At 58.0% G+C, this 14646-nt stretch carries 15 protein-coding genes and 1 CRISPR repeat array; of the genes, 10 read left to right on the top strand and 5 right to left on the bottom strand.

The window, feature by feature from the left end; translation table 11 throughout:
- Positions 1–5: 5 nt before the first annotated feature.
- The 4 genes from OQH67_RS00505 (at position 6) to OQH67_RS00490 (ending at position 3032) form a co-directional block, all read left to right on the top strand.
- Complete coding sequence (locus OQH67_RS00505; protein WP_215435009.1) at positions 6–731, top strand: lysophospholipid acyltransferase family protein; 726 nt, start codon at positions 6–8, stop codon at positions 729–731.
- Positions 707–1582, top strand: a complete 876-nt coding sequence (folD, locus tag OQH67_RS00500) for a bifunctional methylenetetrahydrofolate dehydrogenase/methenyltetrahydrofolate cyclohydrolase FolD (protein WP_067570042.1) — start codon at positions 707–709, stop codon at positions 1580–1582. Before OQH67_RS00505 ends, folD begins: the two co-directional genes overlap by 25 nt.
- Before the next feature lie 67 nt (positions 1583–1649).
- Complete coding sequence (locus OQH67_RS00495; protein WP_215435010.1) at positions 1650–2435, top strand: enoyl-ACP reductase FabI; 786 nt, start codon at positions 1650–1652, stop codon at positions 2433–2435.
- Positions 2436–2654: 219 nt separating this feature from the next.
- Positions 2655–3032: a hypothetical protein gene (locus OQH67_RS00490; protein WP_215435011.1), complete on the top strand. Its 378-nt coding sequence runs from the start codon at positions 2655–2657 to the stop codon at positions 3030–3032.
- Positions 3033–3103: 71 nt separating this feature from the next.
- Here the strand turns inward: OQH67_RS00490 and OQH67_RS00485 are convergent, their stop codons facing one another.
- From OQH67_RS00485 to OQH67_RS00475, 3 genes are read right to left on the bottom strand one after another with little or no spacing between them, the layout of a single operon-like run.
- Positions 3104–3961 (bottom strand): diacylglycerol/lipid kinase family protein, encoded by an 858-nt coding sequence (locus tag OQH67_RS00485; RefSeq protein ID WP_215435012.1) that lies wholly within the window; start codon positions 3959–3961, stop codon positions 3104–3106.
- Positions 3958–5097, bottom strand: a complete 1140-nt coding sequence (locus OQH67_RS00480; RefSeq protein ID WP_215435013.1) for a transglutaminase-like domain-containing protein — start codon at positions 5095–5097, stop codon at positions 3958–3960. The genes OQH67_RS00485 and OQH67_RS00480 overlap by 4 nt, the downstream gene beginning before the upstream one ends.
- Before the next feature lie 12 nt (positions 5098–5109).
- Positions 5110–6168: a tRNA dihydrouridine synthase gene (locus OQH67_RS00475; RefSeq protein WP_215435014.1), complete on the bottom strand. Its 1059-nt coding sequence runs from the start codon at positions 6166–6168 to the stop codon at positions 5110–5112.
- A 70-nt stretch (positions 6169–6238) separates the two neighbouring features.
- Between OQH67_RS00475 and OQH67_RS00470 the strand changes: the two genes are divergently transcribed.
- Positions 6239–7438 carry a 4-hydroxy-3-methylbut-2-enyl diphosphate reductase gene (locus OQH67_RS00470; RefSeq protein ID WP_067570032.1) on the top strand — a complete coding sequence of 400 codons (1200 nt, stop codon included), beginning with the start codon at positions 6239–6241 and terminating at the stop codon, positions 7436–7438.
- Between the two features lie 120 nt (positions 7439–7558).
- On the opposite strand, the gene OQH67_RS00465 is transcribed toward OQH67_RS00470, so the two are convergent.
- Positions 7559–7789: a hypothetical protein gene (locus OQH67_RS00465; protein WP_067570030.1), complete on the bottom strand. Its 231-nt coding sequence runs from the start codon at positions 7787–7789 to the stop codon at positions 7559–7561.
- Positions 7790–7858: 69 nt separating this feature from the next.
- Positions 7859–8122, bottom strand: coding sequence for a 30S ribosomal protein S20 (rpsT, locus tag OQH67_RS00460; RefSeq protein WP_067570028.1), 264 nt, complete (start codon positions 8120–8122; stop codon positions 7859–7861).
- A 160-nt stretch (positions 8123–8282) separates the two neighbouring features.
- Between rpsT and OQH67_RS00455 the strand changes: the two genes are divergently transcribed.
- From OQH67_RS00455 to OQH67_RS00435, 5 genes are all read left to right on the top strand, one after another.
- The gene (locus OQH67_RS00455; RefSeq protein WP_215435015.1) at positions 8283–8891 is read left to right on the top strand and encodes an HAD family hydrolase; all 609 of its coding nucleotides are present in this window, start codon (positions 8283–8285) and stop codon (positions 8889–8891) included.
- 196 nt (positions 8892–9087) lie between these two features.
- Complete coding sequence (gene ilvB / locus OQH67_RS00450; RefSeq protein WP_251828288.1) at positions 9088–10896, top strand: biosynthetic-type acetolactate synthase large subunit; 1809 nt, start codon at positions 9088–9090, stop codon at positions 10894–10896.
- Positions 10897–11430: 534 nt separating this feature from the next.
- A CRISPR array of direct repeats spans positions 11431–11980; the repeat unit is 31 nt; unit sequence GTCGCACCCTCACGGGTGCGTGGATTGAAAC.
- A gap of 93 nt (positions 11981–12073) precedes the next feature.
- Positions 12074–12721: a tetratricopeptide repeat protein gene (locus tag OQH67_RS00445; protein ID WP_215459031.1), complete on the top strand. Its 648-nt coding sequence runs from the start codon at positions 12074–12076 to the stop codon at positions 12719–12721.
- 62 nt (positions 12722–12783) lie between these two features.
- Entirely contained in the window at positions 12784–13677 is an 894-nt protein-coding gene (locus OQH67_RS00440) for a phosphatidylserine decarboxylase (protein WP_215435018.1), read from the top strand.
- A gap of 275 nt (positions 13678–13952) precedes the next feature.
- On the top strand, positions 13953–14639 hold the full coding sequence (locus tag OQH67_RS00435) for a hypothetical protein (protein WP_215437205.1): 687 nt from the start codon (positions 13953–13955) through the stop codon (positions 14637–14639).
- Positions 14640–14646: the final 7 nt, after the last annotated feature.

Here is a 14646-nt window from a genome sequence, read left to right as displayed (position 1 = left end):
GTTTCATGCTTCCCCCCCTTCCCAATTTACGGAAAACGACTGAAAAGCGGACCCGCTGGTGGACGCAGATGGCCGGGCTGGGCCTGTGGTCGCTCCTGCAGCCCTTGTGCATGAGTCTCAATATCCGCTCCATCAAGGAGGAGCATGACGATATATACACGACGCCCTTCCTGGTGGCTCTCTGGCACAACCGCACCGTCGTGCCGGGATACGCCTGGTCCCTGGCCCAGAAGCCGCTCAACATGTGCGTGCTCACGAGCGCCAGCAAGGATGGGGCCCTGGTGGAGGCCGTCTGCAAATACTTCGGCCTGGAAGCCGTCAGAGGTTCCTCCGGGCGCAGGGGTGCTCTCGCCTACATGGAAATGCTTCGGAAAATCCGGGAGGGAAACATCTGCTTCTGCTTCACTCCGGACGGTCCGCGGGGGCCCATGTACCAGGTGCAGCCGGGTATCATCAGGCTGGCCTCCCAAACGGGCTTGCCCATTATTCCCGTCTGCATAGAATATGAAAGTTGCTGGCGTCTGAACAAGGCATGGGATCATTACGCCATCCCGAAGCCGGGTTCCAACGTGAACATTCTCTGGAAAAAAAGGCTGTTCATCCCTCCGGGCATCACGGATGAACAAGTGGCGGAATATGGTCGGCTGCTGGCCGGCATGATGCAGGAAGGTGTCCCGGACTTTCCTCCACTTACCCAATCAAAATTATGCAAATCATCGACGGAAAGCTAGTGGCCTCCCAGGTTCTGGAGGAGGTTAAGGGAGACATTGACCGGCTCAAGGCGGCCGGGATTACGCCGGGCCTGGCCGTGGTCCTGGTGGGGGATGACCCCGCTTCCCAGGTATATGTCAATTCCAAGGTGAAGAAATGCGGAGAACTGGGCATGCATTCCCGGAAAATCGTTCTCCCTGCGGATGCCTCCCAGGAGGAACTGCTTGAGGTCATCAGGGAACTGAATGCGGATGCCTCCATCCACGGCATTCTGGTGCAGAGCCCGCCCCCTCCCCATATTGACGAGGCTGCCGTCGTGCTGGAAATAGACCCCGCCAAGGACGTGGACGGTTTCCATCCGGAAAACGTCGCCAAGCTGGTGATGGAAGACGAATCCGGCTTTGTGCCCTGTACGCCGCTGGGCTGCATCAGACTGCTGAAAGCGGCAGGCATTGAAACCGCGGGTGCCAATGCCGTGGTGATCGGCCGCAGCATGATCGTGGGCAAGCCGATGGCCCATCTGCTCATGTCCAAGCAGTCCAACGCTACGGTGACCGTAGCCCATTCCCGCACGAAAAACCTGCCGGAACTCTGCCGTTCCGCGGATATCATCGTTGCGGCTATAGGCCGCCCCTCCTTTGTAACGGCGGAATTCGTGAAAGACGGCGCCGTCGTGATCGACGTGGGTATCAACCGCGTGGAAGACGCGTCCGCCAAGCGCGGCTACCGTATTGTGGGTGACGTGGCCTATGACGAGGTGGCGCCCAGATGCCGCGCCATCACGCCCGTTCCCGGAGGCGTGGGACCAATGACCATCGCCATGCTGATGGCCAACACGGTCAAGGCCTGCCGCCAGCAGACGGGGGCGTAGCCCGTTTCCGGTGACGCCCGTTTTTCTTGTCAAAAGCGGGAAAGTAGGGCAGTATTCACCTACCATTATGTCAAGTAAAATACTCGAAGGCAAAGTTGGTGTCGTAGTCGGCGTGGCGAACAAGCGCAGTATCGCTTTCGCGATTGCCAAGGCATGGCATGAAGCGGGCGCAAAGCTCATCTTCAACTACCAGGGCGAACGCCTCAAGGACGGCGTGATCAAATTGATTCATGAAAACTTCGGTGAAGACGCTCCCGTTTATGATCTGGACGTGAGCAGTGACGAATCCATTAATGCTTTCTTTGAAAACGTCCGCAAGCACACGGACAAGGTGGATTGCATGCTGCATTCCGTAGCCTTTGCTCCCAAGGAAGCCCTTGGCGGCGGCAGTTTCCTGGAAACGGGACGGGACGCCTTCAAGATTTCCCTTGATATCTCCGCGTATTCCCTGGTGGCGCTTTCCCGCGCTGTGGAGCCGATGATGTCCGACAACGGCAGCATTCTGGCCATGTCCTACCTGGGGTCTGAAAAGGTGGTGCCCAACTACAACCTGATGGGGGTTTCCAAGGCCGCCCTGGAAGCCTGCACCCGGTACCTGGCGTACGACCTGGGCCGCTCCCGCGGCATCCGCGTCAACTGCATCAGCGCCGGTCCCATGCAGACGCTTGCGGCCCGCGGCGTTTCCGGTTTTTCCACCATGTTCAAGGTTTATGAGGAACACGCCCCCCTGGGCCGTTCCTGCACGGGCGAGGAACTGGGCGCTACCGGCGTATTCCTGGCCAGCGACGGCGCCGCCGCCATCACCGGCCAGGTGATTTACGTGGACGGAGGCTACCAGATCATGGGCATGTAACGCTCCGTGATTTTATTTTCCCTTGGGGCCGTGCCGCTTGTCGGCACGGCCTTTTTCAGGCCAAACGGGATGAAAGGGCCGGGGTTCCTGTATTCAGGACAAAAAAATCTTGCACGCCGCTTTCCGGTTGATTAGAGTCCACGAGTGACAGTCCCCTATCGTTATTCATATAACGGAGAGGCATGCGGCAGCCTGGAGGAAATGCTGAACCAATACCGTATGGCTACTCATGACTCCCGTATTTCCCTGCTCAACGGGGAGGGCGCCTATATGGAAGCTTCTCTGGCCGGAAGCGGCCTGCATTGTTGCGGTGTGGGAATCGAAACCAAGAATTACATTTGCCCCCGCGAAATGACCTTTGAGGAACTGTCTGAGGAATTCCGCCTTTTTGATTCCGGCGCGGACTATTCATTCGTGATGCAGGAATGGATCATGCTGCATGATTCTTTCTCTCTGCTGCCTGTCTTCATTAAATGGATTGCCGTTGCGGCCGTTCTGGATGCCGTCATCATTCTGATATTCTTCGGCGTGCCGGAAAACCATGTTCTTCACTATTCCCATATTCTGGATACGTTCTCGCGCTTCCTGCCCTGGTAGGGCGGCGTGAAACGCGTTTTCCCGGTACGGGTGAATGGGCCGGAGCGGATTTTTCCTCCCGGTGGGGGTCTTTACGGAGCGAAAACTTTGAGTTTGCCGGCGCGCGTGATTTGCACGGGGGCGTCTCCCGCATAATCTCCATCCAGTTCACAGGCCGCGTGGCCGATGGCGGCAACTTGTCCTTCCGTCATCCGCACATATTCAAAACCGCCGTAGCGCAGGGAATGAAACCCTCCGTGAACGAGTGCCAGCAGGCTTTCTCTGATGATGGAAGGAGCCGCATGCTTGAAAACCACGGCATCCAAAAGGCCGTCTTCATTATTTGCCTCCGCAAACAGTTTCATGGGGCCGCCGTACCTCCGGCCGTTGCCGAAGATGATGGAGCGCCCCTCCAGCACCCTGCCGTCATCCGTCGTCAGGGTCAGGAGCGGCTGCCGTTCCGTGAAAGCCCTGGCTCCTGCGATTACGTAAGCGAAGGCCTTCCACTTCTTCTTCATCTCCCATGTCGTCAGCTCCACGGAGCGTCCGTCCGCTCCGATGCCCGCCATTTGAAGAAAAGGTTGCCCGTTGAAGGCAAACAAATCGACCTCCCTGGTCCGGCCCGTTTTCAGCACGTGCAGGGCGTGGTGGAAATTCTGTCGGAATCCCATTTCACGGGAAAAAACGTTGGCCGTTCCCGCAGGGAAGAGGGCCAGGGCCGTATCCGTATTGCAGAGGGCGCGGGCCGCCAGCCTCAGCGTGCCGTCGCCGCCCGCCACGGCTACGGCGGGCGCCCCGGAACGCGCCTGAGCAGCCAGGCGGTTCAGCATATCCTCGCTGCTTTCCGGCTCCATGACGTCGAAAACGGAGCCATATCTCTTCAGCCACCGGCGGAAGCGTCCCGCCCTGGCGCTCCGCGCCGTGTTGTTGAAGAACAGGGGAATCTTCATCGGAGACTTGCGGAAAGATTCAGAATCTGCACCGGAGCCTCCGTATGCGTGATGGCCTCCCTGCGCACGGTTCCGTCAGGAAGGAGGAATTCCAGCATGCCCCGGCTCACTTTCTCCGGCAGCGTAATTTCCAGAAACTTCCGCATGTCGTCGGACGGACCGGGTGTGACGCCTTCCGCCAGAACTATCCCTTCTTCCGTCTTGAGGGAAACATGGAGGGGCAGTCTCCGGCGTTTGCCTCCCTCATCCTCCGTGATGTCCAGCATCAGCTTGCTGCCGGGAACATATTCCGGCTGGGAAGCCGCCCAGGAGGAAGCCAGCTTCATGTAGCGTTTGGTGATGTTGACGGCGGGGACAATCCGGCTTTCAGGGGGAAACTCCAGCGCGTTCCTTTTCCTGTCGTAGCGGGCCTCCCAGACCAGGGGGAAAAACATTCCTTCCGTCTTCTTCTTCCAGGATGTGGCGTAAATGGCGTTCTCCGGCTTCCGGGGGTCCAGCATGCTGATGGCGGACATGACCCAGGGCGTGTTGAAATCCTTTTCATTGTACTCCAGCATCCGCCATTCTCCGTCGCACCAGGCTTCCACCCAGTTGTGGTTGCCCCGGACGTGGTTCCAGGTGACCACGCCCGCCATGCGGGCCGGAATGCCGATGGAGCGCAGGGCGCAAATGAGCAAAATGCTCTGCCCGGTGCAGGAAACCTTGCCGGACTCCAGAGACTCCTTCACACCTTGGTGGGGGACTCTCCTCTCCGTGGAATATTTCACGTGCAGCGTCTTCTGGATGCAGGCGGCTACGGTGAGGGCGGCTTCCCGCCCCGTTTTGCAGGAGGAGACGAGCGGAGCGAAAAGGTTGCGGAACTGCTCCCTCCATTCGTCGCGCGGTTCGTTGACCACGGCGTAAGGCAGCACGTCGTTCTCGTAAACTTCCCAGGGAACCTTGCCCGCCCAAGGGAAGCGGCTGCGGACGTCCAGGGCCAGCCTGACCTCTCTCTTCAGTCGCTCTTCCGTAATCACCGGCTTGTCCTGTTCCGGCATGTAGGCGCGTAAAAACTCCATGCCCTGGGTGACGGAATCATGAGCGGAGCAAAGGGCGGCAGTCACGCCCAGCAGAAAGACATGCGGCAGCGGATTCATGAACGTCGTCATTCATAGCTGAATTCCGGCGGGGAGACAAGCCTTCTCTTGAGTGAGAAGAGCGTTGAAATGGGCGAACAGGTGGGTATCTTCCGGAGGGGTGGACGGGAAGGGGGTATCATTGTCCAGAATCTCCTCGCAGATGTGCATGAAATCGCGCGAGGTTTTGGCCCGTTTCATGTGGTGGTCAAACTCTTCCGGAAGGCCCCGGGCGGTATAGACCAGATACTTTTTCATCCGGTGGATGTGTTTTTCCTCCACGTAATGGTCCTGCATTTCCAGCGTGTGTTTGTACAGGCTGCGGATGTAGCGGAGGAGGTCCCGGAACGTGGGGGCGGTTGCGGCTTCCCCCCGGAAGTGGGCGCGCAGCTGGGAAAAAATCCACGGATTGCGCAGGGCGGTCCTGCCTGCCATCAGGCCGGCCGGAGCCGCCAGCCTCACCCACGCCTCCGCCGTCTGCGTGTCCACGATATTCCCGTTGGCGATGACCGGGCATTTCAGCGTTTCCACCGCCCATTTGACCCACTCCGGATGCACGGGGGAACGGTAGCCCTCCCGCACGGTGCGGGCATGAATGCATACCCGGTCCGGTGCGTGCCGGGCGATCACGGGGAGAATGCGTTCAAACTCGTCCGGGGTCTCGTAGCCCAGGCGGCATTTGACGGAAAAGCCTCCGGCGGGAAGGGAGTCCCGGAGCGCTCCCAGGGCGGAATCCATGGCCCGAAGGGAGCGCAGCATGCCGCCTCCGGCGCCCCGCCTGCACACGATGGGGGCGGGGCAGCCCATGTTCAGGTCCACCCCGGCGCAGGCGTGGTTCATCAGATTCAGGGCATCCCGGACCAGGTGCTCCGGCTCCTGGCCCACCAGCTGGCCGTAAATGGGGCGCCCGGTCGGGTTTTCGTCTATGGAGCGCATGATGTACGGGTCCATCTTTTTGTGATGGGCCACCGTTCTGAAATACTCCGTAATGAAATAATCCGGCAGGGAATTCAAGTCGTTCAACGTCTTGATAAAAGCCAGGTCCGTGACGTCTTTCATCGGGGCTAGGGCCAGCAGCATGGGCTTGTGCATACCGTGAAAAGCCCGGCTTGGCAAGCTGTGATTGTCTTGACGAAAGAAGGAAAGTGTGGAAGCTGTGAGCATGAATCAGGACTCAACCCGCAAAGCCAGAGTGAACGTGAGACGCGCCGAGGTGATGGAACTGGTGGAGAAGGAAATCCAGCAGCATTACCAGAGCGAACTGATTTCCCACATCCGCGCCGCGGGCAATGTGTACAACCTGGGCCATACGGAATTCTTCCTGGCCAGGGAATTCGGATTCTGCAACGGCGTCCGCCGCGCCATCGACATCGCCTATGCGGCGCGCAAGGTCTTCCCGGACCGGCAGATTTACCTGATCGGCGACATCATCCACAATCCGGAGGTAAACCGCCAGCTGGAGGGGAAGGGCATTAAAAAACTTCCCTGGAAGCATCTGGACGCCTCTTATGATCAAATTGTCGCGGACGACGTGGTGATCGTTCCCGCCTTCGGCGTTCCCACCTCCTTCATGGACGCGCTGGAGGAAAAGGGAGTCCAGATCGTGGATACGACCTGCGGAGACGTCATGAAAGTGTGGAAAAGGGTGAAAAACTACGCCTCCATGGGCATCACCTCCATCATTCACGGCAAAGCCACCCATGAGGAAACCAGCGCGACGGCTTCCCGCGCCCTGGGTGAAAAGGGCAGGGGAAAATACCTGGTGGTTTATGACCTGGAGGATGCCGCCGCCGTATGCGACTACATCCTCGGCAAAGGCAGCCGGGAAGCCTTCATGAAACGGTTTGAAGGCTGCTGTTCCCCCGGATTTGACCCGGACCGCGATCTGGAGGAAGTGGGCATCGCCAACCAGACGACCATGCTCAAGACGGAAACCCAGACGCTCCAGAAAATGATCAGGGACGCCATCGTCCAGCGCGACGGCGACGACGACAACTTCTATGTGTTCGACACCATTTGCGGCGCTACCCAGGACCGTCAGGACGCGCTGTACGATCTCTTGAAAAACCCCTTGGACGTGATGTTTGTGGTGGGCGGCTACAATAGCTCCAATACCACGCATCTGGTGGACATCGCCAGGAAACACGTTCCCACCTACTTCATTGAATCCGCTGAAAGCATCAAATCCATCCAGTATGTGGACGCCTTTGATACGGAAACGCGGGAAGTCCGGAGAATGACCACGGAACCCGTAGTGCAGAATCTGGGCAAATCCCTGAAAGTGGGCATTACGGCGGGAGCCTCGTGCCCGGCCAACCTGATTGAGGCAACTATCCTGCGCATTGCAGACCTCCGCAAATAGAAACGGCCTGCCGTTCCTGCACGGAGAGATGAAAAAGGAGCCTGCCCCGGAAGGGGAAGCTCCTGAAAAAACTGTTGAGGCGGAATGGCGGCCCGGAAGGAAGGCCGGGCGGCGAAAGTCCTACTTTTCCAGATCTTCCGGCGTGACGGAACGCTGCTCGCGGGAGGCAAGCAGCACGGCCTGTTCCACGACGTAATCCGGATTGGCGTCAAAGCGGTAGGCGTTGCAGTTGGGGCATGCCGCAGTGGTTTCGGATACGATGGAGCCGCAGGCTTCGCAGACCTTGAAATCCGCGGGGCGGTCGATGATCAGTTTGGCTTTATCCAGGCGGGATTGCTGCATGGGAGTCATAATAAAAACAAGCCGCTCAGATAAACAGAGCGGCTTGCCATAAGATCGACAGAAAACCGAAGTGAAAACTTAGGCGATTTTTGCGATGGCCTTGGCGGCCTTGCTCTTGTAGTTGGCGGCGCGGTTGGCGGGGATGGTGCCTACCTTGGCGGCCTTGTCAACTGCGGAGGAAAACGTGTTGTAAGCGGCGGCGGCGGCTTCCTTGTCAGCCGTTTCAACAGCGGTGGAAATCTTCTTGCGGAGAGTTTTCAGCTTGGAAGTCGTGGCGCGGTTGCGGGCGGTGCGGGTTGCGGTCTGACGGATGCGCTTGAGTGCGGATTTGGTATTGGCCATGTTCGAAAAAAGGTTCGGTTTTCGTTTCGAGGTGGCAGAAACATTAGAATAACAGGATAAAATGTCAAGCTTCGGATGTATTTTTTAAGCCATTCCGGCCGCATGCGGTCAGACTGCGGGCTTTACCGGAAAACGGAGGTGTGGCATCATAAGCGCCGTCATGAACAAGCGCGTGGATTTGCCTGAGAAAAAATATGAAGGATATATTTTTGACCTGGACGGCACTCTTGTGGACAGCATGCCCCTCCACTACAAGGCATGGCGCAAGGCCCTGGCCCGCGCAGGAGCTCCCGAATCCGTCTTCCGGGAGGATGAATTCTACTCCTGCGGCGGAAAATCCGCCAATGACGTGGTGTACTTCCTGAATGAACGCTACGGACTGGTGCTGGATGCGGAATCCACCGCGGCGGACAAGCGCCGCATTTATCTGGAAATGCTGGAGCAGGAAGGCATGCAGCCCATCGGGGAAGTGCTGGAATTCGTGCACTCCCTGGGGGATGCCCCCAAGGCTATTGCCACGGGCAGCGCCATTCCCGGCGCGCGCCGCACCCTGGCCGCCGCCGGATTGACGGGACTGTTCGACGTGATTTTAACCCCTGAGGACGTGGAACACGGCAAACCGGCTCCGGACATGTTCCTGCTGGCCGCGGAACGGTTGGGGGCCGCCCCCTCCCGCTGCGTGGTATTTGAAGACGCCGTTCCGGGCATTGCCGCGGCTGCCGCCGCAGGCATGGACTGCGTGCGGGTGCGCAGGACGTCCCTCTCCTGATATTGTCCTCCGCGCCTGTGCTGCGGCATCTTTTCCCGGCGTATTCCCGCAGGCGGCACGCCTCTGACTTTTCGATGAAAAGGCTTCACATTGCGCGCGGAATGCGCTAGAACCTCTTTTCCTACGCAACAAATAAAAATATTATTTGCACATGAGTACAAACGACAAAACATCATCCGCCCCAACGAAAACCCGCATGACAGGAGCCGAAGTGCTCGTGGAATGCCTCGTGCGTGAAGGTGTAGACGTCGTCTTTGCCTATCCCGGCGGCGCCAGCATGCCGATTCACCAGGCCCTGAGCCATCAGCCCAAAATCCGGACCATCCTCCCCCGCCACGAACAGGGCGGCGCGTTTGGAGCGGAAGGCTACGGCCGTGTTACGGGCAAGGTGGGCGTCTGTATCTCCACTTCCGGCCCCGGCGCCACCAACATGATCACCTCCATTGCGGACGCCTATCTGGACTCCACGCCCCTGGTGGCCATCACCGCGCAGGTCATGCGCTCCCTGATCGGCCGCGGAGCCTTCCAGGAAACGGACGTGTTCGGCATGACCGCCCCCATCGTGAAGCACAGTTACCTGGTCACGGAACCGGAAGAACTGCCCCGCATCATGAAGGAAGCCTTTTACATCGCTTCCACGGGCCGTCCCGGCCCTGTGGTGATTGACATGCCCAAGGACGTGCAGGAAGCCGTCTTCACTCCGGACTTCGACATGGAAATGGACCTCCCCGGCTACAACCCGGTGCTGCCCGTTCCCGCGGAAGAGCTGGAAGCCCTCATCCCCCTCATTGAAAACGCCAGCCGTCCCGTCATCTATGCCGGCGGCGGCATCATCACCGCGGAAGCCTCCGCGGACCTGCTGGAATTCGCGGAACGCACCCAGATTCCCGTGGCAACTACCCTGATGGGCATCGGGGCCATGCCGGAAACTCACCCGCTCTCCCTCCGCTGGCTGGGCATGCACGGAGCCGTGTTTGCCAACAATGCCGTGAATGAAGCGGACCTGGTCATCGCCCTGGCCGCACGCTTTGACGACCGTGTGACGGGAGCCGTCAGCATGTTCTGTCCGGACTCCACTATCGTCCACATTGACATTGACGCGTGCGAGATCAACAAAAACAAAAAAGTCGCCCATCCCATCCGCGCCAATGTGAAGGACGCCCTCGGCGTTCTCAACGCGGCCCTGGCAGGGAAGGGGTGGGAACGCAAATCCTCCGGCTTCACCCGTACGCCGGAATGGTTCAAGACGATCGAAGGCTGGAAGGAACAGTACCCCTTCTCCTATGAAGACCGCAAGGGCTACATCGCTCCGCAGTCCGTGATTGAGGAACTCTACCGCCAGACGGCGGACAAGGACCCCATCATCTGCACCGGCGTGGGCCAGCACCAGATGTTCGCCGCCCAGTTCTTCAAATTTGACAAGCCCCGCCGCCTGGCCACGTCCGGCGGCCTGGGCACCATGGGTTACGGCCTCCCCGCCGCCATGGGCGCCTGCCTAGCCTATCCGGACAAGCTGGTCGTCAACATAGACGGAGATGGCTCCATGCTCATGAACATTCAGGAGCTGGCGACCATCCACGTGGAGCGTATGCCCGTCAAATGCATCATCCTGAACAACCAGCATCTGGGCATGGTAGTACAGTGGGAAGACCTGAAGTACGACTCCAACCGCGCGCAGACCTTCCTGGCGGACCCGCACGACGACTACGACCCCACCCACAAGACGGAAGATATCATCTACCCGAATTATCCGCTCATCTGCGCCGGGTTCGGCGTCAAATGCGAGCGTGTGCTCCGCATTGAGGAACTTCCCGCAGCAATCACCCGCATGATTGAATCCCCGGAGGCATACGTTCTGGACGTGATGGTTCCCCATGACGTGCATGTTCTGCCGATGATTCTGGGCGGCATGAGTTACAAGGACGTGATCCTGGAACGCATCGCCGGCGACGGTACTGCCAAAAAAGCGTCCGAACTCGGCAAGGAAATCCCGACCGCCCTGTAGGGCGAAAAACATTTCCCGTTCACCATCATTCAAGACGGGGCCGCCCTTGAGGGCGGCCCCGTTTCATGTTGGCGGAAAAGAAACTAACAAATGGGCGGGAATGAAAAATGGAGGCCGGAAAAAAAGCGGAACTCACCCTTGAAAACTCTGTGGACAAATGCCGGGACTGTCCTGGAAAAATGAACCGGGAATACGGATGAAAGACAAGCCGGGAATGACGGTGGTGTTCGAAGAAGCTTCTGGACGTTCCCCCAGGGAATGGCTAGCATGTCGGCATACCACCTGACTGTGCACAAAGCGGTCATGGCAGGAACATGAAACAATTCGTGCATGTCCTTTCTGCTGCGGCCCCCTTGCGCCAACCCCAAGCTCACAGAAAATCGCCGGGAAACTGGCGCACTCTGTAAGTCATTGAGGCTCGAAGATTGACAAACGAACCACTCATCATTACGACCTGCAAGGCGCAGGATGATTGAACAGGTTGGCGCAAAACGCCATTGGGACCTCTGACTTTCAATCCCTGCGCTTCAGGCCGTCGCACCCTCACGGGTGCGTGGATTGAAACTTCTTCAGGTCGTTGATTTTGTCCTCCACGATCTGTCGCACCCTCACGGGTGCGTGGATTGAAACCCGGTCCAGGTCATCCATATCTCCGGGGCCAGGTGGTCGCACCCTCACGGGTGCGTGGATTGAAACTCCGGGCGTCAATTAGAGACACCCAAAAATTGTGTCGCACCCTCACGGGTGCGTGGATTGAAACCAGGCATGAGCGGTCCACAATCACTCTCTGCCGGTCGCACCCTCACGGGTGCGTGGATTGAAACGTTAAGACCACCCGCGCATTGTTGCCCTACGACGTCGCACCCTCACGGGTGCGTGGATTGAAACGAGGGATGCCTGGCGCTTCCTGGGGTCTGCCACGGTCGCACCCTCACGGGTGCGTGGATTGAAACTTCTAGATAGGGGGAACTAAGAGTCAAAAATGAGTCGCACCCTCACGGGTGCGTGGATTGAAACCGTCACGTATTCGGTACGTGCGTCAATGAGGGATTCGTCGCACCCTCACGAGTGTGTGGATTGCAACGCGGGGACGCTGTTATATGTTGCATACTTGCAGTTTGTGATGGACAGGAAGGAGGGAAAAGAGTGATATGAGTACGGTATGCAAAAGGATTGGTTGAAAGATCTTTTGGAGTGGAGTCCCCTCTTTCTGGTACTTCTGGCAGGGGGAGCGCTGTGGCTGTATTCCAAGTGGCAGCTCAGGAAGGTGGACAGATCGTTGAAGGAGTTATGGGGGAGCATTATCCGGAAGGCTGAGTCGGGCGATGCGTATTCCCAGTTTCAGGCGGGACGCATGTACCAGAAGGGAAATGGCGTTTCCAGGGATGCCGTATTGGCGGATGAGTGGTTTCACAAGGCGCTTCCCGGATTGAATCGGGAGGCCAATGCCGGAGACAGGGACGCCGCCTTTTGCCTGTACGAGTGTTTCAGAGAAGGGTTGGCTGTGCAGAAAGATGACGCCAAGGCTCTGCTCTGGCTTCAGCGCGCCGCGGAACAGGAGGAGCCGGAGGCCATGTTTGCGCTGGCTCTGGAATACCGGGAATGGGGGCTGGTGGAGAAGAATGACGCTTTATTCATGCATTGGCTGAGAAAAGCGGCGGAGGAAGGGGACGAGGCAGATGCCCAGTACCTGCTGGGCGCCTGTTATGAACACGGTAACGGAGTACCGCAGGACTTGAACCTTGCACGGGAATGGTATGAACGTGCGGCAGGCAGTCTGTCATTCGGCGCCGAGGATGCCTTGGAACGGCTGAAGGGTTCCTAGTCCGTCAGGAGGCTGTCTTTCGACTGGACAAAAAGGGCAGGGAACGACACTCTATGCCTTTCATGGAGGGCATAAGCTATTATAACCGTTATACGGGCCGAGTGGAGCAGGAACAGGTGCTGGGGGAGAAGTACCTCCAGTGGATTTACGGCACCGCTTCCGGGAGGCTTGCCCTGCATGCTCTGGTCAAGCGCGGCATGTTTTCCGCCTTGATGGGGTGGTGGAAGAACCGGCCTTCCAGCGCCAAAGGCATTCCCGCCTTTGTGGAGGAGTACGGCATCAACATGGAGGAGTCCCTCAAAGGGCTGGGAGAGTTTAAACATTTCAACGATTTTTTCTACCGTCGCCTGAAAGCCGGGGCGCGTCCGTTGTCCGGAGGGGAGGAGACGGCTGTTTTCCCGGCGGACGCCCGCCACATGGGCTGGGAGCGGGCAGACCGCATCAGCGGCGTTTTTGTGAAAGGCCAGCGTTTCGATCTTCCCGCGCTGCTTGGGGATGCCTCCCTGGCGGAGCGGTATGCGGAAGGCGCCGTTGTTCTTTCCCGCCTGTGCCCTACGGATTATCACCGCTTCCATTTTCCCGTTTCCGGAATTCCCGGCAGGTGGAGGAGAATGGGCGGCCCTCTGGCCAGCGTGTCTCCGTATTGCCTGAGCCGGAGCCTGTCATGGTTGTGGACGAATAAGCGGAATCTGACGCTCGTCCAGTCGGAATCCTGGGGCCAGGTGGCCATGCTGGAAGTGGGCGCCACCGGGGTGGGACTTATTGAAGAGACTTATGTTCCGGAAGAGTTTGCCGCCAGGGGGGCGGAAAAGGGATATTTTGCGTTCGGCGGCTCCACGGTGATGTGCTTTTTTGAACCGGGGAGAATCAGGCTGGCTTCCGATCTGCTGGAAAAAACGGGAGAAGGTATGGAGATGTTTGCTCGTCAGGGCGATATGATGGGTAAGTCTGTTTAATGGCAGATATCATGAGAAAGGGAGTGAAACGGCATTCCCGGATTCCTAATCCGCATATTTACTTTACCGTTTGCAGCCCGTGTAACTTCAAGAAGATCATAGACAAAGAGAGATGGTTAAAAAAGACCAGACCCAAATTAGAGTGATCATTTTCAATGTTTTATAAAAAACAAGGCATTCATCGTTAACAATTCACGTTGTTAACGGATTAGGAATCCGTTATTTTCTTTTTGTTGCGGTATTTTTCCGTATTTAACCCCCTATAGATAAAGGTTATGAAATGTTTATGCATTCTCGGCATACTGGCGTCCCTGGCAACGGCACAGGCCGCCACCATTCTGAGCACGACGACCAAGGATGATCCTTCCACCCTGACTTCCGGGGGATATGGCGCCTATTACGGTTTTTCCTTTGATCTGGACCATATGCTTGTTTCCTCCGGGTCCGGCATTGCCCAGAATTCAACGGTGTACCTCCAGTCCCTGGATATCGCCAAGGCCACCAACAGGGCGGATGCCAATAACGGCTTGTACGTTACGATTTTTTCCTCCGCCACCACGAAGAACGGCACTACGTTTGTAGGCCAGTCCACTACGACGATCGACATGGCAGGGGAGGGCGCGGCGGATGGCTCCGCCTCATGGCAGAGTGCCTCTTTTAATAATCTGGAGCTCAATAGCGGAGTGACTTATTACGTGGCTTTCACCACAGTACAGATTACGGACGACACCGCCTGGGATGGCGTGAATTTTGTCACTGCCCGGCTGAGGATTGGAAAGGAAGCCGACGGAGTGGCCATTGGAGATGTTTATACGAACGCAGGGTTTACCAGCATCCAGTCGGGAGACTGGGCACCGTCCTTTAAGGCGGAAGTGACCGTGGCGCCCATTCCGGAACCCGCAACCGCTTCCCTGGGAATTCTGGGGCTGGCAGCTCTGCTGATGCGCAGACGCAGGGCCTGACAGCCAT

This window comes from Akkermansia biwaensis, from assembly GCF_026072915.1.
Taxonomy (GTDB): domain Bacteria; phylum Verrucomicrobiota; class Verrucomicrobiia; order Verrucomicrobiales; family Akkermansiaceae; genus Akkermansia; species Akkermansia biwaensis.
The sequence above is the reverse complement of the archived record's forward strand: the minus strand, read 5'-3'. Positions and strand labels throughout refer to the sequence as shown.